Here is a 24,908-nt window from a genome sequence, read left to right on the forward strand (position 1 = left end):
TTTGATAAGCTACTTGGAAAACTATACATTTGCCGAAGTAAAAAATAATAAAATACTATAATGAATATTCCAGCTGAATTAAAATATACTAAAGACCATGAGTGGGTAAAAATTGACGGTGATATTGCAACCGTTGGTATTACGGATTTTGCGCAAGGTGAATTGGGCGATATTGTTTATGTTGAAGTAGACACTTTAGACGAGACATTAGATCGCGAAGCTATTTTTGGTACGGTAGAGGCTGTTAAAACAGTTTCTGATTTGTTTTCTCCATTATCAGGGGAAATCATAGCGTTCAATGAGGCCTTAGAAGATGAGCCGGAAAAAGTAAATACAGACCCTTATGGAGAAGGTTGGATGGTGAAAATTAAATTTAGCGAAGCAAGTGAATTGGATGATTTGTTAAGCGATGCTGCATATAAAGAGATAATTGGTGGTTAAAAACCTTAGTTATAAAGTACTTTTCATAAGCTGGATGATGTTTGTAACATTTTTCAGCTTATTTTCTTTTTCGGGGGTAGACAATTCTCGTTTCAATATTCCACATTTGGATAAAGCGGTGCATTTTACATTTTATATGGTAATGGTTATACTAGGTTTTATGGCGTTAGTAAGGAATAAAGAACATATAGATAGCTCCCTTAAGTGGTTGAAGTACATTGTTTTATTTTCAATAATGTATGGCATAATAATTGAGGTTATACAAGGTGTAGCTACGGTTAATAGGCATGGCGATTTTTTAGATGCGTTAGCCAATTTTACCGGAGCAATTATAGGAATGTTGCTTATAAGATTTTGGTTTTTTCGGAATCGGTCGTTAAAATGAAAATATAAATTGCATTTTTATAGAATATTTAGTTAAATTAGCAATCACTAAATTGAATATATATGGAACCTAAAAAGAATCCTAAGGCGGATTTAACAAAGAACAGTAGTCTTTATTTTGTTGTTGGATTGTTTGCAGTAATGGCAATTACGTATTTTGCATTTGAGTGGAAAACGTATGACGAAGTAAACGATTATGACATTTCTATGAATGTCGATGACCTTTTGGATGAAGAGGTTCCAATGACCGAACAGATAAAAACACCACCACCTCCACCGCCGCCAGCTGCACCTGAAATAATTGAGGTTGTAGAAGATGAAGAAGAGGTTGAAGAAACTGTAATTGAATCTACCGAAACAAGTCAAGAAGAAGAAATCGTTGAAGTTGAGGATATTGCTGTTGAAGAAGTTGAGGAAGATATTGATGTTCCTTTTGCCGTAATTGAAGATGTACCAGTTTTTCCTGGCTGTGAAAACGAAAGTGATAAAAGAGCGTGCTTTAATACTATGATTCAGAAGCATATTGGTAAAAACTTCCGTTATCCAGAAATTGCTCAGGAAATGGGTGTTCAAGGTAGGGTAAGTGTTATGTTCGTAATCCAAAAAGATGGTAGCATTGGCAATATAAGAATGAGAGGTCCAGATAAAAATTTGGAGGCGGAAGCTGCAAGAATTATAGGGAAGTTACCTAAAATGACTCCTGGTAAACAAAGAGGTAGAGCGGTACGTGTTCCTTTTAGTATTCCAATTAACTTTAAATTACAATAGTATTTAATACTTTGTTATATTAAAAAAATCCCGAGCATTGTGCTCGGGATTTTTTTATTTCATTTCCAGTGTAAAATAGTCGGCTTTTTTAGTCTTAATTAAAAAACCATTTAAGGTTGCAGAAATATGACTGCGAGGTTATCTTTGCAGATCTATTAAAAGAAATATGAAAACGGCCATTGATTCGACAAAAAGTAGTGCGCTTGCATTAATTTTTGCAGATTTTAAGGAGATTACTAAAGCTAGATTGGCCATTAGCGTCGTTTTTTCATCTATCGCAGGTTACTTTTTAGGAGCTTATGAAATTCAATGGACACATGTATTGCTATTAGCTTTTGGTGGTTATTGTATGGTTGGAGCTAGTAATGCTTATAATCAGGTAATTGAAAAAGATTTAGATGCTTTAATGAAGCGAACTAAAAATAGACCAATTCCTGCAGGTAGAATGTCTGTTAAATTGGCCATGACAGTTGCTATTGTTTTAACATTATTAGGGGTACTGGCTCTTTATTTATTAAATCCTAAAACAGCCATGTTTGGGGCAATTTCAATATTTCTTTATACTAGTGTTTATACCCCGTTAAAAACAATAACCCCTTTGGCGGTGTTTGTAGGTGCCATTCCTGGAGCAATTCCTTTTATGTTGGGTTGGGTTGCGGCTACTAATGATTTTGGTATAGAACCAGGAACATTATTTATGATTCAATTTTTTTGGCAGTTTCCTCATTTTTGGGCTTTAGGATGGATGTTAGATGACGATTATAAAAGCGGAGGTTTTAAAATGCTACCTACCGGAAAGAAGGATGGGGCTACAGTATTACAAATAATAATGTATACCATTTGGATGATGGTTGTTTCGGTAATACCTACTTTTGGCATAACAGGCAGATTGCAACTTTCGGTACCTGCTGGTGTACTTGTTTTTTTAATGGGAGCAGTAATGTTAGGTTTTGCATTTAAATTGTATTCAAATAGAGACAACGCTTCCGCAAGAAAATTAATGCTGGCAAGTGTTAGTTATATAACCCTTATGCAGATTGTTTACGTAATAGATAAATTTTTAAGTTAATATGGATTTAACGCAAGGAACGGACAAAGAAAAAAGTGCCAGAGCAAAAAAAATGATGCTATGGTTTGGTATAGTGAGCTTGTTAATGGGCTTTGCTGGGTGGACAAGTGCATATATCGTAAGTAGTTCAAGGGAAGACTGGGCAAGTGAAGTGTCGTTGCCGCAATCATTTTTATTTAGTACCATTGTTATCATTGCAAGTAGTTTTTGCTACATCTTGGCCAAAAATGCAATTAAAAGCGGAGAGGCTAAAAAAGGCATGCTTTGGTTGTGGATAACTTTGGCATTAGGAATTATTTTTGTAGCATTACAATTTTATGGTTTCTCTCAAATGGTTGCAGAAGGCTATTATTTTACTGGACCAACTAGTAGTATAAAAATGTCTTATGTTTTTCTGATTGCAATGGTGCATATTGTACACGTATTTGCAGGGATGATTTCCCTTTTAGTGGTTATGTATAATCAAAGTAAAGGAAAATACAATACAGAAGATTACTTGGGCGTTACATTAGGGGCAACATTTTGGCATTTTCTGGATTTGTTATGGGTCTATTTGGTGATATTTATGACCTTTGTGAAATAAAAAGTGATTCAAAATAAGTTTTGACTCAAATTGCGCTTTTATATAGTTCAAAAAAATGTAAATTTGCTAAAGTTTTATTAAAACGATAATTAGTATATGGATTCTACGGTGACAACGGGAACAGAAACAAGCGTGTGGGGTGGAGGCAATCAACCCTTAGGAGCAAGCTACGGCAAATTAATGATGTGGTTTTTCCTTGTGTCGGATGCGTTAACTTTCTCAGGATTTTTAGCAGCATACGGCTTTTCAAGATTTAAATTTATAGAAACGTGGCCAATTGCCGATGAGGTTTTTACACACGTTCCATTTTTTCATGGTAATTACCCCATGATCTATGTTGCATTTATGACTTTTATTCTAATTATGTCATCGGTAACTATGGTACTAGCTGTGGATGCTGGCCATAAGATGAAAAGGAATGCAGTTATATGGTATATGTTCGCAACTATTATTGGAGGCGCTATTTTCGTAGGCTCACAAGCATGGGAGTGGGGCACCTTTATTAAAGGTGACCATGGTGCCTTAGAGACTAAAGGAGGAAGAATATTACAGTTTGTAAAGGCAGATAGTGGTGAAAGGGCATCCTTAGCCGATTTTGCAGTATCCTTACCAGGGGAAAGAGTTGTTCATGAAAGAAAGAATGGTCTTTGGTTTTTTAATGAACCCGCTTTAACAAGTGTTACTTTAAACGAGGTAATCGAAGGTGTGAAGGCAGATCCAAATATTTTAATTAGAACAGAGCTAATTAATGAAGAAGGTGAAAAAACAATTTTAGATAGACAAGCTACTTTAGCAAAATTAGCAGATGCTACGCAGGTGGTTGAAGGTGCCAACCTAATTCATAATGAGTACGGAAGTAGATTGTTTGCTGATTTCTTCTTCTTTATAACAGGATTCCACGGTTTCCACGTTTTTTCTGGTGTGATTATTAATATTATTATATTTTTTAATGTTATTCTCGGTACATATGAGCGAAGAGGACATTATGAAATGGTTGAAAAAATTGGATTGTACTGGCACTTTGTAGATTTGGTTTGGGTATTCGTATTCACTTTCTTCTACCTAGTTTAACTTTAATTAATAACAAACAGTATTTCAGTAAATTTTTTATAGATTAAACCAACATGGCACACGAACATAAATTAGAAATTTTCAGAGGACTTGTTAAGTTCAAATCTAATACACAGAAAATTTGGGGGGTATTAGCGTTTTTAACCTTAATTACTGCTGTTGAGGTGGTATTAGGGATTATTAAGCCAGAGTCTTTAACTGACACTTATGTGTTGGGCATGAAGTCAATAAACTGGATATTCATAATTCTTACTTTGGTAAAAGCATATTATATTGCTTGGGATTTTATGCATTTACGTGATGAGAAATCATCCTTAAGAAGAGCTATCGTTTGGACACCCGTATTTTTGGTGTTGTATTTAGTTTTTATACTTTTAGTGGAGGCTGATTATATTTATGAAATATATAAAGATGGCTTTGTAAGTTGGAACTTCTAAACTAGAATTAACAGAATTAAAAGACGGTTTTATAACCGTCTTTTTTATTTTTGTATTGTTCGTATTTAATTGCTTTTTAAAGCTAGTTAAATTTAAGGTGTCTAATAAAATGCCTTTTATAATTATGAAAAAAACCTTCGTTCTTGTTGTCTTATTTGTGCTGCCGATAGTTGTCTATTTATTTTTTGCATCTGGAGTTAACAATTTTGGAAAATTAGCAGAGCTGACTAAAAATGTTACTGAGTTAAATTTATCTTCGGATATTAAATTCAAAAATAAAATTACGGTGTTAGGCTTTTTGGGTTCAAATGTGGAAACGAGAAAAGGTAATGCTTTTAATCTAAATCAGAAAATCTATAAGCGCTTTAGTGAGTTTACGGATTTTCAATTTGTAATGGTCGTGCCTATTGGTACCGAAGAGGAAATTAAAGAAATTAAAAAGGAACTTTCTTCTTTGTCTGAGGTTGATAAGTGGTATTTTGTCTTTTTAACTCCGGCAGATATAAATGCGCTATTTACTAGTTTAAATACAGATATTCAATTAGACGAAAATCAGGGAACTTCATATGTTTTTATTATAGATAAGGATTTGAGCCTTCGAGGAAGAACTGATGATGAAGATGAAGGTACTAAATATGGTTTTAATTCAAATTCTGTTGCCGATTTGAATAATAAGATGATAGATGATGTTAAAATAGTTTTGGCTGAATATCGTTTGGCCTTAAAAAAGAATAATGCTGATAGATCCAAATAATGAATAAAAGGTATACGTACATCTGGGTTTCTTTAATAGTTTTAATTTTCGGTATACTGGTTATTCCGAGTATAGTTGACCGGGTATCTCGGGATACCATTGTAGATAAAGATCGTCATAATGTAGGTAATAAAACTGGTGAGTTAGGGTATATTTTGCTAGATGGAAAGAAGAGAAAAGTACCCTCTTTTGAATTTATTAATCAAGATAGTATTCTAATAAGCGATAAAGATTATTTAGGAAAAGTATATGTAGTAGATTTCTTTTTTACGAGATGTCCAAGTATCTGTCCGGTAATGACAACGAACCTTGTTGATATTCAAAAGAAATTTAAGAATAATAAGGATTTTGGTATTGCTTCCTTTAGTATTACTCCAGATTTTGATACTCCCCAAGTATTAAGAGAATATGTAAAAAAGTATAAAATTCAAGGTAGCAATTGGAATTTATTTACGGGAGATAAAGAAGGGGTATATGATTTGGCAAATGCAGGCTTTAATATTTTTGCAGCTGAAATGCCTGAAGTCCCTGGTGGTTTTGAACACTCTGGATTGTTTGCTTTAGTAGATAAAGAAGGGTATCTAAGATCTAGAAAAGATGAATTCGGAAATCCAATAGTTTATTACAGGGGAGCAATTTTAGAGAAAGACGGTGAGAATGATCATGGCGAAACGGAAGAGATAGGTATTTTAAAAGCCGATATTCAAAAATTATTGAAAGAATAAAAATTTACTTATGCAGAGGAACCCAACAGACGAACGTAAATTTAATAGATTAATACTGGTTGTTTCTATTGTAATTCCAATAGTTGTGGCTGTTCTTTTTGGAGTCAAATTACCAAATGTAGAACCCTTGTCGTTTTTACCCCCAATTTATGCTACGATTAATGGTGTTACAGCACTATTGTTATTAGTTGCAGTTTGGGCTATTAAACAAGGCAAAGAGAAACTTCATCAGCAATTAATGACTACCAATATTGTTCTGTCTTTGCTTTTTTTGATAATGTATATTGCGTATCATATGACTTCAGATTCTACTTCTTACGGAGGTGAGGGTGTAATACGTTATGTATATTATTTTATATTAATAACTCATATCATACTTTCAATCGCATTAATACCTTTAGTATTAAGAACGTATGCTATGGCATATTTAAAAAAATTCGAAGATCACAGAGCTTTAGCCAAATATACATTTCCTGTATGGTTATATGTTGCCGTTACCGGTGTTGTAGTCTATTTAATGATATCTCCTTATTATGTTTACTAAACGTGTATTTTTATTTGCAATAGTGTTACTACTGTTGGCTCCAATAAATGTTGATGCGCAATGTGCTATGTGTAGAGCAGTTTTAGAAAGTGAATCCTCTGGTAAAGCCGCTGAAGGTATTAATAATGGTATCGTTTATTTAATGGCTGTCCCATATATTTTAGTAGCAGGTTTATTCTATTTTATATACCGAAAAATGCGTGCTTAATTATTTTTTTTAATTTTTATAAGAATAGTGTAACATTCTTGGGTTTGGTTAGTCTTATAATTGTGTAATACTTGTATTGCATTCATCAATCAAACCAATCAATCAATCTTATGTTCGATCTAGAACGTTGGCAAGAAATTTTCGATACTATTCGCAAAAATAAATTGCGCACTTTTTTAACGGGTCTTTCCGTTGCTTCAGGTATTTTCATTTTAGTTATTTTATTGGGATTTGGGCAAGGCATGCAAAATGGTATTGCCAAGGAGTTTGAGCAAGATGCTGCTACAAGTGTTTGGGTATGGCCCGGCGTTACTACTATAGAATATAAGGGTATGAACCCAGGTAGACCAATTCAATTACGAAATGAAAACTATGATTTTGTAGCTACCTTATTTGAAGATCAAATAGAAAATAAATCTCCTAGATTATTTGTTAGAAATACATTTGTTAATTACGGTAATGAGTCGTTAGCATATAATGTACAGGGTGTGTCCTCGCAGTTTCAATTTATAGAGAATGAATTTATTACACTAGGTAGATTCCTAAATCAACAAGATGAAGATGCTAAGGCAAAAGTTGCTATCATCAGTAATAAAATAAATAGGGAAGTCTTTCAAGAGCTTGAGAGCCCCATTGGGGAGTTTTTAGATATATCTGGTATATCATTTAAAATTGTTGGGGTATATGGTGATATTGGCGGGGAACGAGAAGAAGATAGGATTTATATACCCGTTAGTACTGCACAGCAAGTTTTTAATGGTTCAGACCATCTTAGTAATTTATCTTATACATTACCACCAGTGGAAGACTTTGATATGGCAGTAGCCCAATCAATTAAGTTTAAGAACGATATTAAATCTTATTTACAAAAAGCACATACGATTTCTCCAGAAGACACTAGTGCCATACAGGTATACAACCCCATGGAAGAAGCTAAACGATTTTATTCGCTTATGGGTGGTATAAAATTTTTCTTTTGGTTTGTTGGTGTGTGTACCATTATCGCTGGGATAGTTGGTGTTAGTAATATTATGTTGATAGTTGTTAAAGAAAGAACCCGTGAAATAGGTATAAGAAAAGCATTAGGGGCTAAACCCTGGTCTATAGTAGGTATGATATTGCATGAGGCAATTTTCATAACTGCCATCGCTGGTTTTAGTGGCCTCATAGTAAGTATGGGGCTGTTAGAGTTAGTTGGTCCACATGTGGAGGTAGATTATGTACTAAATCCGTCAGTGAATTTTAATGTGGCATTGACGACAGTATTTGTGCTAATTTTCGCAGGAGCAGTTGCTGGGTTTTTCCCTGCCTGGAGAGCGGCAAAAATTCATGTCATTGAAGCACTAAGGGATGAGTAATCAAGAATTTAAAAGTGATACAATAATTGATGGCCATTACATTAATTAAGTAATTAACAAGAGGTAACCATGTTCAGCAAAGACCGTTGGAAAGAAATCATAGAAGTGTTATCTAGCAATGTGTTTAGAACGCTCGCTACGTCATTTGGTGTTGGCTGGGGAATTTTTATTTTAATAATCCTACTTGCTGCGGGTAAGGGAATGGAAAATGGCATTAGGGCAGATTTTGGTGATATTGCCACCAACACCATGTTTATGTGGTCAAGAAATACAACAATGCCTTATAAAGGTTTGCCAAAAGGAAGGCGTTTTAGTTTTAAGTTAGAAGATGTACAAGCAATTAACGACAATGTACCAAATCTAAGATTTATCTCTCCTAGGAATCAGTTAGGAGGTTTTAGGGGCAGTAATAACGTTGTTCGAGGTCTAAAAACAGGTGCCTTTAATGTATATGGGGACTACCCTCAAATTATTAGACAAGAACCCATGACTATTACTTCGGGTAGGTTTCTTAATCAGAATGATATTGAGGATAAAAGAAAAATTGCAGTAATAGGTGAGGGAGTGCGAAACGAACTTTACGATATGGGTGAAAAAGTATTAGGTACATATATAAAGATACAAGGCGTAAATTTTATGGTGGTTGGTACCTATCAAAAGAAAAGTGACGGTGGAGGTGAAGAAGGGCAAAAGGAAATATTTGTTCCGTTTACCGCTTTTTCACAAGCATTTAATATGGGCAATGATGTGGGTTGGATGGCAATTACCGCAAATGACGGCAGTTCAATATCTAACTTAAAAGAGAAAATTGTGGGAGTGGTAAAGGAAAATAGAAAAATACATCCAGATGATAAACGTGCTGTAGGTTATTTTGATTTGTATGAGCAATTTAATAGAGTGGAGAGCTTGTTTGGTGCCTTAAGATGGGTAGCTTATTTTGTGGGGGTGTTGGTGCTATTATCAGGTATAATAGGAGTAAGTAATATTATGCTCATTGTCATAAAAGAAAGAACTAAAGAAATAGGAATTAGACGAGCTTTAGGAGAAGCGCCTTGGTCTATAAAGAAACAAATTTTAATGGAATCTATATTTCTTACCATTATATCTGGTATGGTGGGTATTATTTTCGGGGCGGCTTTTATATATGGCGTTAATGCTGTGCTAGACTCCATAGGGCCGGTGGATATGTTTGTTAATCCAAGTGTAAGTTTAGGTGTGGTTGTTAGTGCTTTGGTCATTTTAATATTCTCAGGATTATTAGCTGGCTTCATACCTGCCCAAAGTGCTATTAAAATAAGACCAATTGAAGCGTTGAGAACAGAATAAAATTATCACTAAGAAAATATAATCAATCAAAAAAATGAAAAAGTCAACCACAATTGTTATCCTTCTAATTATAGTTTTAGCGTTCGGTGGATCTATGTATTATTTATATCAAAAAAATGCACAAGACCCTGTAGTGTATTTAACAGAAGAACCAACCAAACAGACCATTATTAAAAAAACTATGGCGACTGGTAGTATTTTACCTTTAGAAGAAGTTTTGATAAAACCGAATATATCTGGAGTAATAGAAGAAATTTTTGTCGAAGGTGGTGATTACGTTAAATCTGGGGATTTATTATGTACTTTAAAAGTAGTTCCTAATTTAAGTGCTTTAAACGATGCTAGAAATACTATTGACGAAGCTAAAATTAATTTAGATGACCAATTAAGAAATCTTGGACGTCAGAAAGGATTGTTTGATAAAGGGGTTATTTCGAAAGTGGATTTAGAACGTGCTCAATTTACCTATGACCAGTCAAAACAATCGTACGCAGCAGCTAATAAAAGGTACGATATTGTTAAGACAGGAACTACCTCTGGCTATGGTAATGCCGCAAATACCCAAATTAGGGCAACTGTTAGTGGTATGGTTTTAGAAGTTCCGGTAGAGGTGGGTAATCAAGTAATTGAAAGTAACAACTTCAATGAAGGAACAACAATTGCCGCTATAGCTGATGTCGATAAAATGATATTTGAAGGCAAAGTTGATGAGTCCGAAGTTGGTAAAATAAAAGAAAATCTGCCATTGGAGATTACGATTGGGGCAATTGAAAATAAAGTTTTTGATGCAGTTTTAGATTATATAGCGCCAAAAGGAAATGAAGAAAATGGGGCAATACAATTCGAAATTAAAGGAACGCTTAAGAAACAAGATACCGTATTTATAAGAGCAGGTTTAAGTGCCAATGCATCTATAATATTAGCGAGGGCAGACAGTGTTTTGGCAGTAAAGGAAGCATTAATACAGTTCGATGATAAAACTAAAAAACCTTTTGTAGAAATACAAAAAGGTGAACAACAGTTTGAAAGAAGAGATATAGAACTAGGTATAAGTGATGGCATTTTCGTTCAAGTAAATTCTGGAATTCAGGAAGGTGACAAAATAAAAGTTTGGAATGAGGTTAAGCCAGATGAATTGGCGGAAAATTAATTAATAAAAAATTTATAAATAGATGTAACAATTTAACCACTAGTTAGTCTAATCCATAGACAGTGCAAAAGATTGTTCTAAATAACAACCAACATGATTCAAATTAAAGATCTTCACAAGTCCTATAAAATGGGCAAAAATTCACTTCACGTACTTAAAGGAATAAATTTTAATGTGGAAGAAGGTGAATTGGTAGCTATCATGGGTTCTTCCGGTTCTGGGAAATCCACTTTATTGAATATTCTAGGTATGTTAGATGAATTAGATGAAGGAACTTACACTTTAGACGGAGTTGCTATTAAGAACTTAAATGAAACTAAGGCAGCACAATACCGTAATAAATTTTTAGGGTTCATTTTCCAGTCTTTTAATTTAATAAATTATAAAAGTGCGGCAGAAAATGTTGCGTTGCCCTTATACTATCAGAAAGTAGCAAGAAAAGAACGTCAAGAAAAAGCTTTAAAATATTTAACTCAAGTAGGGTTGAAAGAGTGGGCCAATCATTTGCCAAGTGAGCTTTCTGGGGGGCAAAAACAACGTGTAGCCATTGCAAGGGCTATGGCAGCAGAACCAAAGGTGCTTTTAGCAGATGAGCCAACGGGTGCTTTAGATAGTAAAACTTCTTACGAGGTTATGGATCTTATTCAAAAGATTAATGACCAAGGGAATACGATATTAATAGTTACCCATGAGCCGGATATTGCAGATATGTGCAAACGAATAGTGCATTTAAAAGATGGCATTATATTGGAGGACAAGAAAATTGAACAAGTAAGGGCTTCGCAATATGTTTAGTAGAGATAATTGGAGAGAAATATTTCAAACCATACAGAAAAATAAGCTTAGAACTTTTTTATCTGGGTTTACTGTGGCTTTGGGAATTTTAATTTTTGTCGTTTTATTTGGTTTTGGTAATGGCCTAATAAACACATTTCAATTATTTTTTGAAGATGATGCTCAAAATATTATCACTTTTTTTCCTGGGCAAACTACAAAGCCATATAAAGGCTATAAATCTGGTCGGCAAATAGAATTCGATAAATCTGATTTAGCTGATATTGAAAAAGATTTTCCTTTATTTTTAGAATATGTTACCCCAAGAATTAGTAGGTCTTACTTAACAAAGTATAAGAACGAATCTAATAATTATTCTACTAGAGGGGTTGCCCCTTCACATCAATTTGCTGAGAAAACCATTATAATGAAAGGTAGGTATCTAGACAAATTAGATATTCTTAAGAAAACCAAAACCGCTGTAATAGGTAGGTTGGTGGAAAGGGATTTATTTGGTCAGGAAGATGCAATTGGTAATTACATAGATGTTGGTGGTAGTGTATTTAAAGTTGTAGGAGTTTACCAAGATGATGGAGGTGATGATGAAGAGAGGAGAATTTATGTGCCTTATACAACCTTACAGTTAATAGAAAAAAATACGGATAAGGTAGACCAAATAATTGTGGCATTTAAACCAGAATTAGGGTATACCGGCGCAATCGCTTTAGAAAAAAGTCTTTCTACTTTTTTTAAAGAGAAAAAGTATATAAACCCTAACGACCAAAATGGTATATATATACGAAACGTTGCAGAGGGTTTAAAACAGACACAGCAATTGGCAAGGGTTCTACAATTGATCGTTTCTTTTGTAGCTTTTGGGACAATTATTGCGGGAATTATTGGGATAAGTAATATTATGGTTTTTGTGGTTAAAGAAAGAACCAAGGAATTAGGAATAAGAAAGGCGCTCGGGGCTACTCCCAAATCTGTAATTGGGACCATACTTCTAGAATCTATATTTATTACTACAATATCGGGTATTTTAGGAATGTTGATTGGGATTGCAATTTTAAGCTCCCTAGATAAAACTCTAGAAGATTTCTTTATTACTAACCCTTATATAGATATGCCAGTAGCAATTTTTGCAACTGTTGTACTAATTATTTTTGGCGGCGTTGCAGGATATATTCCGGCGAAGAGAGCCGCACGTATTAAACCTATTGTAGCACTAAGAGACGAATAATATGGGATTTTTATTTGATAGAAATACATGGCAAGAGATTTTTGGTTCCATCAGTAAGAATAGAACTAGAACAATCATTACCATTATAGGTGTTCTTTGGGGAATATTTATATATATAGCGCTATCTGGTGCTGCTAAAGGTTTGGATAATGGTTTTGATAAGGTTTTTAAAACTGTAGCAATAAATAGCATGTTCGTTTGGGCCCAAAGTACTAGCATGCCTTATGACGGATTTAAAACAGGTAGACCGCTTCAATTAAAATTAGAAGATGTTAAGACCATTCAAAATAGAATACCAGAAGTTCAATATATAGCACCAAGAATTACTCAAGGAGATTTTGGTTCTGAACCTGTTTATACCGTTCGTGGACAAAAATTTGGTAACTATATATTAAATGGAGATTATCCTATTTACACTAAAATATCTACCAAGAAAATTTATGATGGAGGGCGTTTTATTAACCAAGAAGATATTGACCAAGCTAGAAAAGTAATTGTTATTGGCGAACGTGTAGAGCAAGAACTTTATAATAAAGATGAAGACCCAGTTGGTACTTGGATTAGAGTTGGTAGCGTTTATTTTCAAGTAATTGGGGTTCATAAACTTGCGCAAGGTGTAAGTTTTGATTCTGATACCGCTATGTTTATACCTTTTACAACCTATCAAAAATTGTATAATTCTGGTGATAATATTGGTTATATGTGTATTGCCGCTTATGATGATGTAGATGTTGTACAGGTTGAAAAAGATATTAAAACTTTGCTTAGGAATATTCATAGGGTTGACCCTAAGGACGAGCGTGCATTTGGTTCGTTTAATTTAGGAGAAGCATTTTCTAAAACTATGGGTTTTGCGGACGGACTAACATTTATGTCACTAGTAGTAGGTATTGCTACAATATTGGCCGGCGTTATTGGTATTGGTAATATTTTACTTATTTCAGTAAAAGAGCGTACCAAGGAATTAGGGGTAAGAAGAGCTTTAGGGGCAACTCCGGCCGAAGTTAGAAATCAAATTGTAATGGAGTCAGTTTTTTTAACGCTTATTGCCGGTATTTTAGGTATCATATTAGGCGCTGGAGTTTTGGCGCTCATAAATTCGTTTACTAAGGATATAGATTTTCCGTACACCAACCCAACAGTTCCAATACCTTATGTTATTGGAGCATTAATAATTATGGTTGTATTAGGAACGCTAATTGGATTAATCCCTGCACAAAGAGCAGTCAGCATACGACCTATAGAAGCTTTAAGAGAAGAATAAGTAAGAATAATAACCAAATATTAAACGATAAACAACTATTAAAATGAACAAATTTGTAAAATATACATTAATAGGCCTAGTAGTTCTTGGGGCTTTGTGGGCTGCAGTATTTTTTATCAAAAGCAACAGTAAATCATCAATTACCTATGAGACTTCTAGTCCCTTTATTTCAAGTATTGAGAAGAAAACAGTCGCAACTGGTAAGTTAATACCAGAAGATGAAATTGAGATTAAACCGCAAATTTCAGGAATTATTGAAAAAGTTTACTTGGAAGAAGGCGTAGAAGTTAAAGCAGGGGATTTAATAGCTGTAATAAAAGTTGTTCCAAATGAGCAATCTTTAAACCAAGCAAAGGGTAGAGTAAATAGTGCTAATATTTCTTTAAGTAATATTAAAATTGAATATGATAGAAATAAAACCCTTTTTGACAAAGGGGTTATTTCTAGTCAAAATTTCAATGATTTAAAGTTGCGATATGATCAAGCTCAACAAGAACTGCAAAATGCACAAGCAGATTATCAGATAATTAGAGTAGGATCAACAGGTGGTTCTTCTAGCGCCAATACAAATATACGTGCTACCGTTAATGGTACTATTCTTGAAATTCCTGTAGAAGAAGGTGATCAAGTTATTCAAAGTAATAATTTTAACGATGGTACTACAATTGCTACAATTGCGGATTTGAGTAAAATGATATTTGAAGGAAAAGTTGATGAGGGCGAAGTAGGAAAATTAAAAGTAGGCGCACCGCTTAAAATAAACTTAGGCGCGGTTGAAGGAAAAGAACTGAATGCAAAACTACGTTTTATAGCACCAAAAGGTATAGAAGAGACTGGTGCGGTACAATTTAAGATTGAAGGTGATGTAGAGAATACCGATGATATTTTTATAAGAGCAGGCTATAGTGCAAATGCATCTTTAGTATTAGAAAAGAAAGATAGTGTACTTGTTATTCCTGAAGCATTGTTACAATTTGATAGACAAACAGATAAGCCTTATGTGGAAGTTGCTATTGGATCTGTTGAGGAACAAAAGTTTGAACGTAAGGATATTGAAATAGGAATTTCCGACGGAATTAATGTGGAAATTATTTCTGGCTTAACCAAAGAGGATAAGGTGAAACAATGGAACAAAACCGAGCCTGTTAAAAAAGGAGAAGAGGAAGGTGCTGAAGAAGAATCTGTAGAGTAAAGAGTCAATCAAAATAGAAATCAAAACAATCAAAAAATGAAATTTAAAATAACCGTCTTTACGTTTTTGTTAGGCATGGTAGTAACCATGGCACAGCAAAAGAAATGGACATTAGAAGAATGTGTAACTTATGCGGTTGAAAATAACCTTACCGTTGAACAGTTTGAGTTAGATTTAGAGAATGCAAAAATAGATGAGTCTGATGCTTTGGGTGACATGTTGCCAACTTTAAATGCATCGTCAACGGCATCTAAAAATGTGGGGTTTACAATCGTTAGTACCTCCAATCAACCTGTGGCAGGTAACCAATCAACAGTAAGTGTTAGTGGAAATATAAGTTCTAATATTACTCTTTACAATGGCTTAAGAACCTTTAAGCAATTACAAAGGGCAAAATTGAATGCTATTAGTAATCAATATAGGTTAGAAAATTTAAAAGATGATATTAAGTTAAGTGTAGCCAATGGTTATCTTCAAATACTATCAAATAAAGAAGCATTAGCAGTTTCAAGAGCTCAATATGCAATTACAGAACAAGATTTAAAAAGAACTAATGAGCTTGTTGAATCTGGTGTTGTGCCAAGAGGAGATTTACTGCAAATTGAAGCAACCGCTGCGGGTCAAGAACAACAAATAGTTAATAATGAAAGCTTAGTTTTAATTTCAAGAATTAATCTTGCGCAATTATTGCAAATAACGGATTATGATAATTTTGACATCGCTAATGAATCTTTTGAAATTCCACCTTCCGATATTTTAAATAATTCAGCTAAAACAATTTTTGAAAAAGCCTTAGAGTTTAGAAATGATATTAAGTTTTCGAAGTCTACAGTAGATTTGGCCGAGAAAGATTTAGAGATTGCAAAAGGTGCTTACGCTCCTACATTAAGTGGATTTTTTCAATACGGAGCAAGATATTCAGATGCTACGCAACCATTACCTGATGGTAACGGAGGGGTTTTTACCCCTGGTTTCATAGATCAACTATGGATTTTTGATGGTATTTCTTACGGAGCCCAATTAAATGTCCCTATTTTTAATGGCTGGAGTACCCGTAATAGTGTAAACCGTTCGCGTATAAACTTGGAAAAATCCAAACTTCAATTTGAACAAGATAAGTTAGATTTGGAAACAACAGTAAACCAGAGGTATGTTGATGTTACAACCTTTGCAAAAGCATATTACGCTGCGGAGAAAACATTGGAAGCAAGAACTCTTGCTTACCAATATTCCAAAGAACGTTTTGATGTAGGTTTAATGAATGCATTTGATTTTAGTCAAGAACAATCCAGAGTTGATAATGCCAAAGCAGATTTAATTCGTACCAAATATGATTATATCTTTAGATTAAAAATATTGGAATTCTATTTCGGTATACCTATATCGTTAGAATAATATTTAATAAAATTAGTTTAAGGCCTGTAACATTTTAATGATTACAGGCTTTTTCATTTTATAGTAAGTAATACCTTTGCAAAATGGGTATACTATTAAATTTAGAAACATCATCTACCAATTGTTCTGTTTGTGTGTCAAAAGGAGGAGAGATCTTGGCAATAAAAGAACTGAACTCCGCAAACTATTCCCATGCCGAGAAGCTGCATATTTTTATTGAAGATGTATTAATTGAAGCTTCTTTGAAAATAGAGGATTTAAAGGCGGTAGCTGTTAGTAAAGGCCCAGGTTCTTATACCGGACTTAGAATTGGCGTTTCTGCTGCAAAAGGGCTGTGTTATGCGTTAGGTATTCCTTTAATATCCATATCTACTTTGAAAAGTATGGCGTCACAAGTTACAATTAAGAAGGGAGAGGTGTCGATTCCAGTTTTAGATGCTAGACGTATGGAAGTATATTCAGCTGTATTTGATGAAAATCTTAAAGAAATTAGAGAAACGAAAGCTGAGCTAATAGATGAGAATTCTTTTAAAGAGTTTATCAACTCAAAACATGTTCATTTTTTAGGCAGTGGAGCTGAGAAAATTAGAGAATTGTTCCCTTTGGAAGCCATAACATATCATTGTGAAATAGTACCCTCTGCAAAAGAAATGGTACCAATTGCATGGAGCAAGTACCAGCAAAAAGATTTTGAAGATGTCGCTTATTTTGAACCGTATTATTTGAAAGATTTTGTTTTACAGACAAAAAAGAAATAAAATTCTATTATGATTTATAACATGCCTTCATCTTTATTTAAGGTGTTATAATATTCAACCAGCTTAATGATGTCGTGTTTAGAGCGCATATTCAAATCATTATCTTTTATATATTTATTTAAAAGTTTAGAATGATTTGACAAAAAGCCTAAAACTTTTTTCTTGGTCAATTTTATTTCCGTAGCAGGTTTATCACCGTTTTGCATATAATACGTGGAAATATCCAGATACTGGGCAGGACTAAATGTATCATAACCGTTCTCGGGGTTTTCTGCTTGAACAAATTTTTTCTTAGGTTTTACTAAAAGTCGTGTATAGCCTTCATTTAAAGGATTAAAATAGCCTTCTTTAACACTACCTGCAAATTCATATTCCCTTACCATATAAGTTATGTTGTCAATTACAGCTACTATGTTATTTCGTCTTAATAAAGTTCGCACGTTATTATTTTCATTCAATATTTCAATAACATCATGGTAAGCATCATATCTCATTAAGACATCACTTACATTTTTATCGTTTATTATGGTCTGCCCTTTTTTAAATATTTCATCGACATAAGGAGAACCTTCGATGTCTACTTCCCTGAAAGATATACCTGCTTGCGCCGGCGTAATTACCCCACTGCTGCTACCAATACCTTGCACAGTTTGAGAATATGCGGTATAAGTCAGTAAGAATAGTACTAATATAAGATTCTTCATAAGTTGAAATTTTACTCGATAAGCGAGATTTACATGTTCCCACGCTTGCGTCGAAATCTTAATTAAATTTTCAATTCAATTCCTCGTGGGCTTAGCGCTAGGTTGCTTACTTAAATTAATAAAAAATATTCTGATTATCAATTTATTACACAAAAAAATCCCCTAATATATTAGAGGATTCAATACAACTTTTAAATAATGCTAATTTTTCATTTGTGTAACCACACGCTGGGGAAATGGTATTTCAATGCCTGCATTATCAAATCGGTATTTTATTTCTTCTAATACATAAAAATGTGCCGCCCAAAAATCTGAATTATTGGCCCAAAAACGCAAGGTTAAGTTTACAGAACTATCACCTAGCTCACCAACGTAAACTTCAGGTGCAGGTGCTTTAAGTATTGTTTCCTTTTCGTTGCAAATGGACAAAAGAATTTCTTTAGCCTCTTTTATGTTAGAACTATATCCAATACCCACATCTATTTTATCTCTTCTTGTATCTTGCGCATTATAATTGGTAATGGTATTGTTCGATAATTGACCATTTGGTATAATTGCTATTTGGTTGCCGAATGTGCTTACTTTGGTAGTGAAAATCGAAATTTCTTTCACCGTTCCATCTACACCTTGGGCAGATATAAAATCTCCTATTTTAAAAGGTTTAAATAACAAGATCAAAACTCCGCCAGCAAAGTTTGCCAGTGATCCTTGCAGTGCTAGACCAATGGCTAAACCTGCGGAAGCAAGCACAGCAACTAAGGAGGTTGTTTGTACTCCTAACTGGGTAATAACGAGAACAAATAAAATTATTTTTAAAGCTATACTAATGAAGCTTTGAAGAAATGTTTCCAAGGCTAAATCGTAGTCTTTTTTTATGAAGAACTTACGTATCATTCTGTTTATGAATCGTATGAGGTAAGTACCGGCAATTAAAAGAAATATTGCCCATAACAAGTTGGGGAGAACGCCCCATATCCATGTTATTGCATTATCCGCATGTTCTTGTAGATTCATTATTTTCTCCATAGTTTTTTTGTTTAATGTTTTACCCGGGATTTTTAATTCTAGGATTGAAATTTTAAAACTCTGAATTAATTAACTTAAGAGCGGTGTTTGGATCTTCAACAGGCATTTGACAAGTTCCATGTTTGCATACATAAATTAAGGTCTTATTCTTAACGTACCTATTCATTAACAAGGGTAATTCGCTAATTTCAGAGTTGGAAGCTGCAAAGATAACATTTGGCAGGTAGTTCTTTTGTAAGGTTTGGCAAATGAGCTTAAAATTATCACCTATTGAGACAACTTCATAGTATTCCTGACTCATTAGAAGTGATAGATGAAGCCAATTTGCATGATTTTGGGGATTTTCTAAAATAGATGAGTTCATGGTTTTCATCATTTGATGAAGACGAATTTCAAAATGATTTTCTGGAAAATATTTTGACAGCTTATGAAGATTGTGTGCCATTATAGAATTCGAAGACGGAATTACATTATCTGCAACTTCTAATGTTTTTCTAATAAGATGGTCATTATGATTGGGTGTGAAAAAGAAAAGTCCGGTATCGGTATCTGAGAAATTTTTAATTACATATTCTGTTAATTGCAAACTTTGATTAAGCCATTTCTCATCAAAAGAAACTTCATAAAGCTCCAAGAAGGCATTAATAACTGATGCGTAGTCTTCCAGAAAGCCCTCAATAGTACTTTTTCCATTTTTATGATTACGGTATAAGCCACCATCTTTGGTCATCATATTGTTTAGAATAAAATGGGCATTTTTTAATGCTAAATCTAAATAAGTTTCATTTTCTAAATATCTATAAGCTTCAGTAAGTCCCTTTAAGGCTAAACCATTCCAAGAAGTTAGAATCTTGTCATCTAATCTAGGTCTGTTTCTTTTTTCCCTCTCCGCTTTTAATTTAATTAAGCAATTATTAATAGTTTGTTTTAGAATCGCTTCGCTTATAGAATGTTTTTTAGCAATTTCAATTGCTTCATGGTCTCTTATCAATACATAATTATTTTCTTCCCAAAAACCATAGGAGTTTATATTGAAATAATCTGCGAATATTAAATAATCATCCTTTAATATCTCTATTAGCTCATGTTTCTGCCAAACATAAAAAGCGCCTTCTTCTAAATGGTTATTTGCGTTTAAGCTATCTGCATCTAAGGAAGAATAAAGTCCGTTGCTTTTATCTAGTAGTTCCTCTTCAAGAAAAGAAATGCACTTTTCTGCAACATTTTTGTAGAGTATATTTTTGGTAGCAGCGTATGCATTGGCATAAAGACTAATAAGCAGTCCGTTATCATAAAGCATTTTTTCAAAATGTGGTACATGCCATTTCGTATCTACAGAATATCTAGAAAAGCCACCACCTACATGGTCAAATATGCCTCCCCAAGCCATCCTGGTTAAGGTCGTGTTTACGTATTCATTTATTCTTGTGTCTTTCTGAACATACCCATAATGAAGTAGAAAATTAAGATTTACGGGCATCATAAATTTAGGTGCTCGTTTGTACCCACCTAAAAATGTGTCAAAAAAGTTAGACCAATCTGCAACCATTTTATCTATTTCGATTTTCTGAATTAGATTTTGGCTTTCACCAATAGAAATTGAATTTATTTCTGTTAAACCCTGCGCCATATTATTTGCATAGTCTATAATTTTATTAGGGTCTTTTACATAAAGTTGTTGAAGCTGATTTAATACTTGTATCCATTCTTGTTTTTTAACAAATGTGGCACCCCAAAATGGTTTGCCATTAGGAAGAGCAAGTATGTTTAACGGCCAACCTCCACTACCAGTCATCATTTGCAAGGCATCCATATAAATATGGTCAATATCCGGTCTTTCTTCACGGTCGATTTTAATGTTTATAAAGTTACTGTTCATCACTTTCGCAACTTCTTCATCTTCAAAACATTCATGCTCCATAACATGGCACCAATGACAGGCGGCGTAACCAATACTAATTAAAATTAGTTTCTGCTCTTCTTTTGCTTGTTGTAAAACTTCATCATTCCAAGCAACCCAATTTACAGGGTTATGGGCATGTTGAAGAAGGTATGGGCTACTTTCTTCAATTAGTTTATTGGTGTATTTTGGAGATTCAGCCATGAGGATGATTTTAATTTATGGACAAAAAAAAGCGCCAATTGGCGCTTTTAAAATTATATTAATTTTAGTTATTTCACCTCGAATGTGATTTTAACATTAACTCTGTAATTTTTTATTTTACCATCTTCAACGGTAGCACTTTGCTCGTTGATGTAAACCGATTTAATGTTCTTTACAGACTTAGATGCTTCTGCAACCGCTTTTTTTGCTGCATCTTCCCAGCCATTGTCTGAATTTGCTAATATTTCAATTACTTTTAAAACTGCCATAATTAATGATTTTTAGATTCCTTCTAAGATACAAAATTTGAAAGGAATGTTTGGTTCATTTCAAACAATAATTAACCGTTTAAGGCTACTACTTCATTTACTTTATCTCCCATCATATTTTTAAGCATGGTTTCAATACCATTTTTTAAAGTGAAGGTAGAAGACGGACATCCGCTACATGCACCTTGTAAAATTACATTTACAGTTTTGCTCTCTTTATCATATGATTTAAACATGATGTTACCACCATCACTGGCTACAGCAGGTTTTACATATTCTTCTAATATGTCAACAATTTCTTGTGAAGTTTCATCTAATGCAATTTTATTTTCTGCAGAAACTGTTTCAGAAACTTGAGCTTCCGTATGCAAAGACTTAGCATTGTCAGCAACAATTTCTTTACCATCGGCAATAAAATTCCTAATTACGTCTCTTAATTCAATACTGATATCTTCCCATTCGGCCACTTCGTATTTAGATACCGAAACATAATTCTCATCAATAAATACTTGCTTTACAAATGGAAATTGAAATAAGGCAGTTGCCAATTTGGAATCTCTAGCTTCATCTATATTTTTAAATTCGAAGGCAGAACCAACAATTTTTTTACTGGCCACAAATTTCATGGTAGAAGGATTAGGTGTAACTTCTGCATAAACCGTTACAGGAATTGGTTTGTCCATATCCTCTTCGATCACAATAGGCTCACCAGCGTTTAAATATTCTACCAATTGCTGTGCAACTTCATCTTTCACATCTTCCCATTGAACTATGTCATATCGTTCAAGTCCAATGAAATCACCAGATATATATACCGTTTTAATAAAAGGTAGGTAAAATAATTGCTGGGCTAATGGGGAATTTTTAGCTTCATCAATATTTTTATACTCGTAATTTTTGCGTTGAACTAAGAGATGATTAGTTTCGAACTTTAATATATTGGGGTTATTGGTCTTAACGACCGTAATAGAATACTCTTTCATTTTTTAAATAATTTATGCAAAAATACAAAGGAAATCTTAGTTTAGCTGTACATAATAATGTTATGGTTAACCCGTTATACACTTTATAATATCGAAACTAAACCTTAGTTTTAAAGTCCCAAGATGAAATATAACTTTTTACTGATACTAGTTTTACTTTTGGTAGGTTCTAAATCTACGGCCCAAGAGGGTATTCCTGTTTATTTTGATTACTTATCTGATAATTATTATTTGGTTTTCCCTTCTATGGCGGGGATTAGTGAAGGAGGTAAGATTAGGGCTACCGCAAGAAAACAGTGGTTTGATGTTGACGATGCCCCAAGTTTGCAAACCATTAACGCACATTTTCGATTGGGAGATTCGCCAAGTGGTATTGGTGCAATTGTCTTTAACGATGCTAATGGTTACCACTCACAAACAGGTTTAAAATTAACCTATGCACATCATTTAAGAATGGGTAGTAATGATGTTAGGGTGTTAAATCAATTGTCTTTTGGTTTAAGTGCTACTATTTTACAAAGTAGTTTAGATGAAACAGAATTTAGGTCTGTGACACCTGATCCAGCAGTTGCAGGTATTAAATTAAGCGCATCTTATACTAATGTGGATATTGGTCTTTCGTATAATTTTCAAGAATTCTACACACATTTTGCAGTGACTAATGCGTTAACTGGTAGTAAAAGAAATGTTTATTATAGAGATAGGCAAGATAACCCAGATCAATTAGTTATTGATAATATTAGAAGATTTTTAGTTTCTGCTGGGTATGTATTTGGCAGAAACGAATGGCAAGTAGAACCTTCTGTACTTTTTCAATTAACAGAATTTACCAAGGAGAAAACCATGGATGTTAATGCTAAAGTATACAGAGATGTCGATTTTGGACGTATTTGGGGTGGACTTTCATATAGGAGAAGTTTTGACGGTGCCCAATTTCAAAACAACGGTAGTTTTGGAGAACAGCGTTTACAATTAATTACCCCCATTGTCGGAGCGAACATTAATAATTTTATGGTATCTTACAACTATTCATATCAAATGGGTGATATTCGTTTCGATAACGGAGGTTTTCATCAAATTACCTTGGGTTACGATTTTGGACAAACGGAACGTAAATACGATTGTTACTGCCCTGCAGCTAACTAATATAAGGTCTGCCCTTTTAGAGCAGACCTCATAAATTTTTAATTTCTATTCCCAACTATAGTTTTTAGCTGTAGCTTGCTTTTTAATTGCTTGTATCATAGCGTTTTCTAACTCACCAGATTTATTGCTTTTTTCATTATTGGAGATAAAAGCCAATCTCTTGGCGTTGACTTCCTTTATTTCTTTTTGAATTTTTTCACGTTCGTTTTTCTTGAGGGCTATATAGCTTTTTATTTCTTCCTCATTTTTACCTTGTAATTCTTCAGGTAGTTCATCTATTTCAATTTCGCTAATTTCAAAATCTTCATCTTCATAAGCATCAACTAGATCCCAATTTTTATTATTGTAAAGTCTAGAACTTTTACTAACGGCTCTTTTTACGGCAACTGCTTCTTGTAAAGACAGGGCATTTTTATCTTGTACTTCTTGAGCAATTATTTTTTGTTTACCTAAAGAACCATAAGAAATATAGGTTTTGTTTAGTTGTGAGTTTAATTTAATAATGATTTCATCGTAGGGTGTTTTTACATGCACTACTTCTTTGTTATGGTCAATGGCCATGTATTCTCCTCCGGTAAGTGTAGCTCCATTTTTCCAATAGGTATTAATGCCTTGTTCATAATTACCGCAGAATATGGTATTTACTACAACATTTTTTTCATTAGCATTCGTAAGCGCAGTTTTATAGTTATAACGGCCTTGGTCAAAAGGTTCGTTTCCGGCAATAAAAATCATGCGTAATAAATCTGGATCTTTATTCCATGGTAATTGTTGTAAAGAAGTTTGTAATACTTTACCACAATATTCCTCGCCACCGTTAGTCGTCAATGAAAATAGTTTTTCAGAAATTTCATCTAAGTCGCTACTAAAACCTAAAACTTGTTGTATGTATCCTTCATTTGCAGATAAGTTGTCATTACCATATTGATAAAGTGCAATCTGTAATTTAGGTCTTGTCTCATTTCCACATTTTGCCAAACTAAATTCGTTTACAATATCCCAAAGCTGCGACTTTGCTTGGTTTATAAGTCCATCCATACTATTGCTGGTATCTAACAATAGAGCTATTTGTACTGTATTATTGTCTTTAGTTGGTTTTGGGGATTCTGTGGCCTGTGCTAATAGTATTTTTGGGTTTTTCTTATTTTCTAAATTACAAGCAAATAAAGTTGATAGCGTAAGCAAGGCAATTGCCAAGGTTCCAAATTGTTTGATGATTTTCATAGTTTTAT

27 protein-coding genes are annotated in these 24,908 nt (G+C 33.7%); 21 read left to right on the forward strand and 6 right to left on the reverse strand.

The window, feature by feature from the left end; all coding sequences use genetic code 11:
- Positions 1 to 60: 60 nt before the first annotated feature.
- The 20 genes from gcvH (at position 61) to tsaB (ending at position 17,444) form a co-directional block, all read left to right on the forward strand.
- Positions 61 to 441, forward strand: a complete 381-nt coding sequence (gene gcvH / locus BTR34_RS11110; RefSeq protein WP_068481547.1) for a glycine cleavage system protein GcvH — start codon at positions 61 to 63, stop codon at positions 439 to 441.
- A 37-nt stretch (positions 442 to 478) separates the two neighbouring features.
- Entirely contained in the window at positions 479 to 826 is a 348-nt protein-coding gene (locus BTR34_RS19280) for a VanZ family protein (protein WP_068481551.1), read from the forward strand.
- Between the two features lie 62 nt (positions 827 to 888).
- On the forward strand, positions 889 to 1,593 hold the full coding sequence (locus tag BTR34_RS11120) for an energy transducer TonB (protein ID WP_068481554.1): 705 nt from the start codon (positions 889 to 891) through the stop codon (positions 1,591 to 1,593).
- Between the two features lie 166 nt (positions 1,594 to 1,759).
- Positions 1,760 to 2,662: a heme o synthase gene (gene cyoE / locus BTR34_RS11125; protein WP_068481557.1), complete on the forward strand. Its 903-nt coding sequence runs from the start codon at positions 1,760 to 1,762 to the stop codon at positions 2,660 to 2,662.
- A gap of 1 nt (position 2,663) precedes the next feature.
- Positions 2,664 to 3,245: a cytochrome c oxidase subunit 3 gene (locus tag BTR34_RS11130; protein ID WP_068481560.1), complete on the forward strand. Its 582-nt coding sequence runs from the start codon at positions 2,664 to 2,666 to the stop codon at positions 3,243 to 3,245.
- 96 nt (positions 3,246 to 3,341) lie between these two features.
- Positions 3,342 to 4,316, forward strand: coding sequence for a cytochrome c oxidase subunit 3 (locus tag BTR34_RS11135; RefSeq protein WP_068481563.1), 975 nt, complete (start codon positions 3,342 to 3,344; stop codon positions 4,314 to 4,316).
- A gap of 53 nt (positions 4,317 to 4,369) precedes the next feature.
- The gene (locus BTR34_RS11140) at positions 4,370 to 4,753 is read left to right on the forward strand and encodes a cytochrome C oxidase subunit IV family protein (protein WP_068481565.1); all 384 of its coding nucleotides are present in this window, start codon (positions 4,370 to 4,372) and stop codon (positions 4,751 to 4,753) included.
- A gap of 124 nt (positions 4,754 to 4,877) precedes the next feature.
- A complete protein-coding gene (locus BTR34_RS11145) occupies positions 4,878 to 5,507 on the forward strand; it encodes a hypothetical protein (RefSeq protein WP_068481879.1) in 630 nt (209 codons plus the stop codon).
- Complete coding sequence (locus BTR34_RS11150; protein ID WP_068481568.1) at positions 5,507 to 6,232, forward strand: SCO family protein; 726 nt, start codon at positions 5,507 to 5,509, stop codon at positions 6,230 to 6,232. The genes BTR34_RS11145 and BTR34_RS11150 overlap by 1 nt, the downstream gene beginning before the upstream one ends.
- 10 nt (positions 6,233 to 6,242) lie before the next feature.
- Complete coding sequence (locus BTR34_RS11155; protein WP_068481571.1) at positions 6,243 to 6,776, forward strand: DUF420 domain-containing protein; 534 nt, start codon at positions 6,243 to 6,245, stop codon at positions 6,774 to 6,776.
- On the forward strand, positions 6,766 to 6,984 hold the full coding sequence (locus BTR34_RS11160) for a hypothetical protein (protein ID WP_068481574.1): 219 nt from the start codon (positions 6,766 to 6,768) through the stop codon (positions 6,982 to 6,984). Before BTR34_RS11155 ends, BTR34_RS11160 begins: the two co-directional genes overlap by 11 nt.
- Positions 6,985 to 7,094: 110 nt before the next feature.
- On the forward strand, positions 7,095 to 8,342 hold the full coding sequence (locus tag BTR34_RS11165) for an ABC transporter permease (protein WP_068481577.1): 1,248 nt from the start codon (positions 7,095 to 7,097) through the stop codon (positions 8,340 to 8,342).
- A gap of 69 nt (positions 8,343 to 8,411) precedes the next feature.
- On the forward strand, positions 8,412 to 9,668 hold the full coding sequence (locus tag BTR34_RS11170) for an ABC transporter permease (RefSeq protein WP_068481580.1): 1,257 nt from the start codon (positions 8,412 to 8,414) through the stop codon (positions 9,666 to 9,668).
- A gap of 34 nt (positions 9,669 to 9,702) precedes the next feature.
- On the forward strand, positions 9,703 to 10,818 hold the full coding sequence (locus tag BTR34_RS11175; RefSeq protein ID WP_068481583.1) for an efflux RND transporter periplasmic adaptor subunit: 1,116 nt from the start codon (positions 9,703 to 9,705) through the stop codon (positions 10,816 to 10,818).
- Between the two features lie 93 nt (positions 10,819 to 10,911).
- Positions 10,912 to 11,613 carry an ABC transporter ATP-binding protein gene (locus BTR34_RS11180; protein ID WP_068481586.1) on the forward strand — a complete coding sequence of 234 codons (702 nt, stop codon included), beginning with the start codon at positions 10,912 to 10,914 and terminating at the stop codon, positions 11,611 to 11,613.
- Positions 11,606 to 12,835, forward strand: a complete 1,230-nt coding sequence (locus BTR34_RS11185; RefSeq protein WP_068481589.1) for an ABC transporter permease — start codon at positions 11,606 to 11,608, stop codon at positions 12,833 to 12,835. The genes BTR34_RS11180 and BTR34_RS11185 overlap by 8 nt, the downstream gene beginning before the upstream one ends.
- 1 nt (position 12,836) lies before the next feature.
- Positions 12,837 to 14,099, forward strand: coding sequence for an ABC transporter permease (locus tag BTR34_RS11190; protein ID WP_068481591.1), 1,263 nt, complete (start codon positions 12,837 to 12,839; stop codon positions 14,097 to 14,099).
- A 43-nt stretch (positions 14,100 to 14,142) separates the two neighbouring features.
- A complete protein-coding gene (locus BTR34_RS11195) occupies positions 14,143 to 15,291 on the forward strand; it encodes an efflux RND transporter periplasmic adaptor subunit (protein WP_068481593.1) in 1,149 nt (382 codons plus the stop codon).
- Positions 15,292 to 15,327: 36 nt separating this feature from the next.
- Positions 15,328 to 16,686 carry a TolC family protein gene (locus BTR34_RS11200; protein WP_068481595.1) on the forward strand — a complete coding sequence of 453 codons (1,359 nt, stop codon included), beginning with the start codon at positions 15,328 to 15,330 and terminating at the stop codon, positions 16,684 to 16,686.
- Positions 16,687 to 16,769: 83 nt separating this feature from the next.
- Complete coding sequence (gene tsaB / locus BTR34_RS11205; protein WP_068481597.1) at positions 16,770 to 17,444, forward strand: tRNA (adenosine(37)-N6)-threonylcarbamoyltransferase complex dimerization subunit type 1 TsaB; 675 nt, start codon at positions 16,770 to 16,772, stop codon at positions 17,442 to 17,444.
- Positions 17,445 to 17,458: 14 nt separating this feature from the next.
- Here the strand turns inward: tsaB and BTR34_RS11210 are convergent, their stop codons facing one another.
- The 5 genes from BTR34_RS11210 to BTR34_RS11230 all read right to left on the reverse strand — a co-directional run bounded on the left by BTR34_RS11210 (position 17,459) and on the right by BTR34_RS11230 (position 22,530).
- The gene (locus BTR34_RS11210) at positions 17,459 to 18,148 is read right to left on the reverse strand and encodes a hypothetical protein (RefSeq protein ID WP_068481600.1); all 690 of its coding nucleotides are present in this window, start codon (positions 18,146 to 18,148) and stop codon (positions 17,459 to 17,461) included.
- Positions 18,149 to 18,349: 201 nt separating this feature from the next.
- Positions 18,350 to 19,174 (reverse strand): mechanosensitive ion channel family protein, encoded by an 825-nt coding sequence (locus BTR34_RS11215; RefSeq protein ID WP_068481602.1) that lies wholly within the window; start codon positions 19,172 to 19,174, stop codon positions 18,350 to 18,352.
- A gap of 52 nt (positions 19,175 to 19,226) precedes the next feature.
- Positions 19,227 to 21,278, reverse strand: coding sequence for a thioredoxin domain-containing protein (locus BTR34_RS11220; protein WP_068481605.1), 2,052 nt, complete (start codon positions 21,276 to 21,278; stop codon positions 19,227 to 19,229).
- A 68-nt stretch (positions 21,279 to 21,346) separates the two neighbouring features.
- Positions 21,347 to 21,547, reverse strand: coding sequence for a dodecin family protein (locus BTR34_RS11225; protein WP_036151958.1), 201 nt, complete (start codon positions 21,545 to 21,547; stop codon positions 21,347 to 21,349).
- A 71-nt stretch (positions 21,548 to 21,618) separates the two neighbouring features.
- A complete protein-coding gene (locus BTR34_RS11230; protein ID WP_068481608.1) occupies positions 21,619 to 22,530 on the reverse strand; it encodes a NifU family protein in 912 nt (303 codons plus the stop codon).
- 123 nt (positions 22,531 to 22,653) lie between these two features.
- Between BTR34_RS11230 and BTR34_RS11235 the strand changes: the two genes are divergently transcribed.
- Positions 22,654 to 23,676 (forward strand): PorP/SprF family type IX secretion system membrane protein, encoded by a 1,023-nt coding sequence (locus BTR34_RS11235; RefSeq protein WP_068481611.1) that lies wholly within the window; start codon positions 22,654 to 22,656, stop codon positions 23,674 to 23,676.
- A gap of 45 nt (positions 23,677 to 23,721) precedes the next feature.
- Here the strand turns inward: BTR34_RS11235 and BTR34_RS11240 are convergent, their stop codons facing one another.
- Positions 23,722 to 24,900 carry a vWA domain-containing protein gene (locus tag BTR34_RS11240; RefSeq protein ID WP_068481615.1) on the reverse strand — a complete coding sequence of 393 codons (1,179 nt, stop codon included), beginning with the start codon at positions 24,898 to 24,900 and terminating at the stop codon, positions 23,722 to 23,724.
- Positions 24,901 to 24,908 lie beyond the last annotated feature (8 nt).

The sequence above is a fragment of the Maribacter hydrothermalis genome (assembly GCF_001913155.1).
Classification (GTDB): Bacteria; Bacteroidota; Bacteroidia; order Flavobacteriales; family Flavobacteriaceae; genus Maribacter; species Maribacter hydrothermalis.

What these genes read in the sequence shown, in the direction of transcription:
- BTR34_RS11215 (WP_068481602.1), bottom strand. Translation starts at nt 19,174, where the DNA reads ATGGAGAAAATAATGAATCTACAAGAACATGCGGATAATGCAATAACA.
- BTR34_RS11185 (WP_068481589.1), top strand. Translation starts at nt 11,606, where the DNA reads ATGTTTAGTAGAGATAATTGGAGAGAAATATTTCAAACCATACAGAAA.
- BTR34_RS11230 (WP_068481608.1), bottom strand. Translation starts at nt 22,530, where the DNA reads ATGAAAGAGTATTCTATTACGGTCGTTAAGACCAATAACCCCAATATA.
- BTR34_RS11140 (WP_068481565.1), top strand. Translation starts at nt 4,370, where the DNA reads ATGGCACACGAACATAAATTAGAAATTTTCAGAGGACTTGTTAAGTTC.
- BTR34_RS11155 (WP_068481571.1), top strand. Translation starts at nt 6,243, where the DNA reads ATGCAGAGGAACCCAACAGACGAACGTAAATTTAATAGATTAATACTG.
- BTR34_RS11200 (WP_068481595.1), top strand. Translation starts at nt 15,328, where the DNA reads ATGAAATTTAAAATAACCGTCTTTACGTTTTTGTTAGGCATGGTAGTA.
- BTR34_RS11195 (WP_068481593.1), top strand. Translation starts at nt 14,143, where the DNA reads ATGAACAAATTTGTAAAATATACATTAATAGGCCTAGTAGTTCTTGGG.
- BTR34_RS11120 (WP_068481554.1), top strand. Translation starts at nt 889, where the DNA reads ATGGAACCTAAAAAGAATCCTAAGGCGGATTTAACAAAGAACAGTAGT.
- BTR34_RS11130 (WP_068481560.1), top strand. Translation starts at nt 2,664, where the DNA reads ATGGATTTAACGCAAGGAACGGACAAAGAAAAAAGTGCCAGAGCAAAA.
- gcvH (WP_068481547.1), top strand. Translation starts at nt 61, where the DNA reads ATGAATATTCCAGCTGAATTAAAATATACTAAAGACCATGAGTGGGTA.
- BTR34_RS11175 (WP_068481583.1), top strand. Translation starts at nt 9,703, where the DNA reads ATGAAAAAGTCAACCACAATTGTTATCCTTCTAATTATAGTTTTAGCG.
- BTR34_RS11135 (WP_068481563.1), top strand. Translation starts at nt 3,342, where the DNA reads ATGGATTCTACGGTGACAACGGGAACAGAAACAAGCGTGTGGGGTGGA.
- BTR34_RS11235 (WP_068481611.1), top strand. Translation starts at nt 22,654, where the DNA reads ATGAAATATAACTTTTTACTGATACTAGTTTTACTTTTGGTAGGTTCT.
- BTR34_RS11170 (WP_068481580.1), top strand. Translation starts at nt 8,412, where the DNA reads ATGTTCAGCAAAGACCGTTGGAAAGAAATCATAGAAGTGTTATCTAGC.
- BTR34_RS11225 (WP_036151958.1), bottom strand. Translation starts at nt 21,547, where the DNA reads ATGGCAGTTTTAAAAGTAATTGAAATATTAGCAAATTCAGACAATGGC.
- BTR34_RS19280 (WP_068481551.1), top strand. Translation starts at nt 479, where the DNA reads ATGTTTGTAACATTTTTCAGCTTATTTTCTTTTTCGGGGGTAGACAAT.
- BTR34_RS11240 (WP_068481615.1), bottom strand. Translation starts at nt 24,900, where the DNA reads ATGAAAATCATCAAACAATTTGGAACCTTGGCAATTGCCTTGCTTACG.
- BTR34_RS11160 (WP_068481574.1), top strand. Translation starts at nt 6,766, where the DNA reads ATGTTTACTAAACGTGTATTTTTATTTGCAATAGTGTTACTACTGTTG.
- cyoE (WP_068481557.1), top strand. Translation starts at nt 1,760, where the DNA reads ATGAAAACGGCCATTGATTCGACAAAAAGTAGTGCGCTTGCATTAATT.
- BTR34_RS11165 (WP_068481577.1), top strand. Translation starts at nt 7,095, where the DNA reads ATGTTCGATCTAGAACGTTGGCAAGAAATTTTCGATACTATTCGCAAA.
- BTR34_RS11210 (WP_068481600.1), bottom strand. Translation starts at nt 18,148, where the DNA reads ATGAAGAATCTTATATTAGTACTATTCTTACTGACTTATACCGCATAT.
- BTR34_RS11150 (WP_068481568.1), top strand. Translation starts at nt 5,507, where the DNA reads ATGAATAAAAGGTATACGTACATCTGGGTTTCTTTAATAGTTTTAATT.
- BTR34_RS11180 (WP_068481586.1), top strand. Translation starts at nt 10,912, where the DNA reads ATGATTCAAATTAAAGATCTTCACAAGTCCTATAAAATGGGCAAAAAT.
- BTR34_RS11220 (WP_068481605.1), bottom strand. Translation starts at nt 21,278, where the DNA reads ATGGCTGAATCTCCAAAATACACCAATAAACTAATTGAAGAAAGTAGC.
- BTR34_RS11145 (WP_068481879.1), top strand. Translation starts at nt 4,878, where the DNA reads ATGAAAAAAACCTTCGTTCTTGTTGTCTTATTTGTGCTGCCGATAGTT.
- BTR34_RS11190 (WP_068481591.1), top strand. Translation starts at nt 12,837, where the DNA reads ATGGGATTTTTATTTGATAGAAATACATGGCAAGAGATTTTTGGTTCC.
- tsaB (WP_068481597.1), top strand. Translation starts at nt 16,770, where the DNA reads ATGGGTATACTATTAAATTTAGAAACATCATCTACCAATTGTTCTGTT.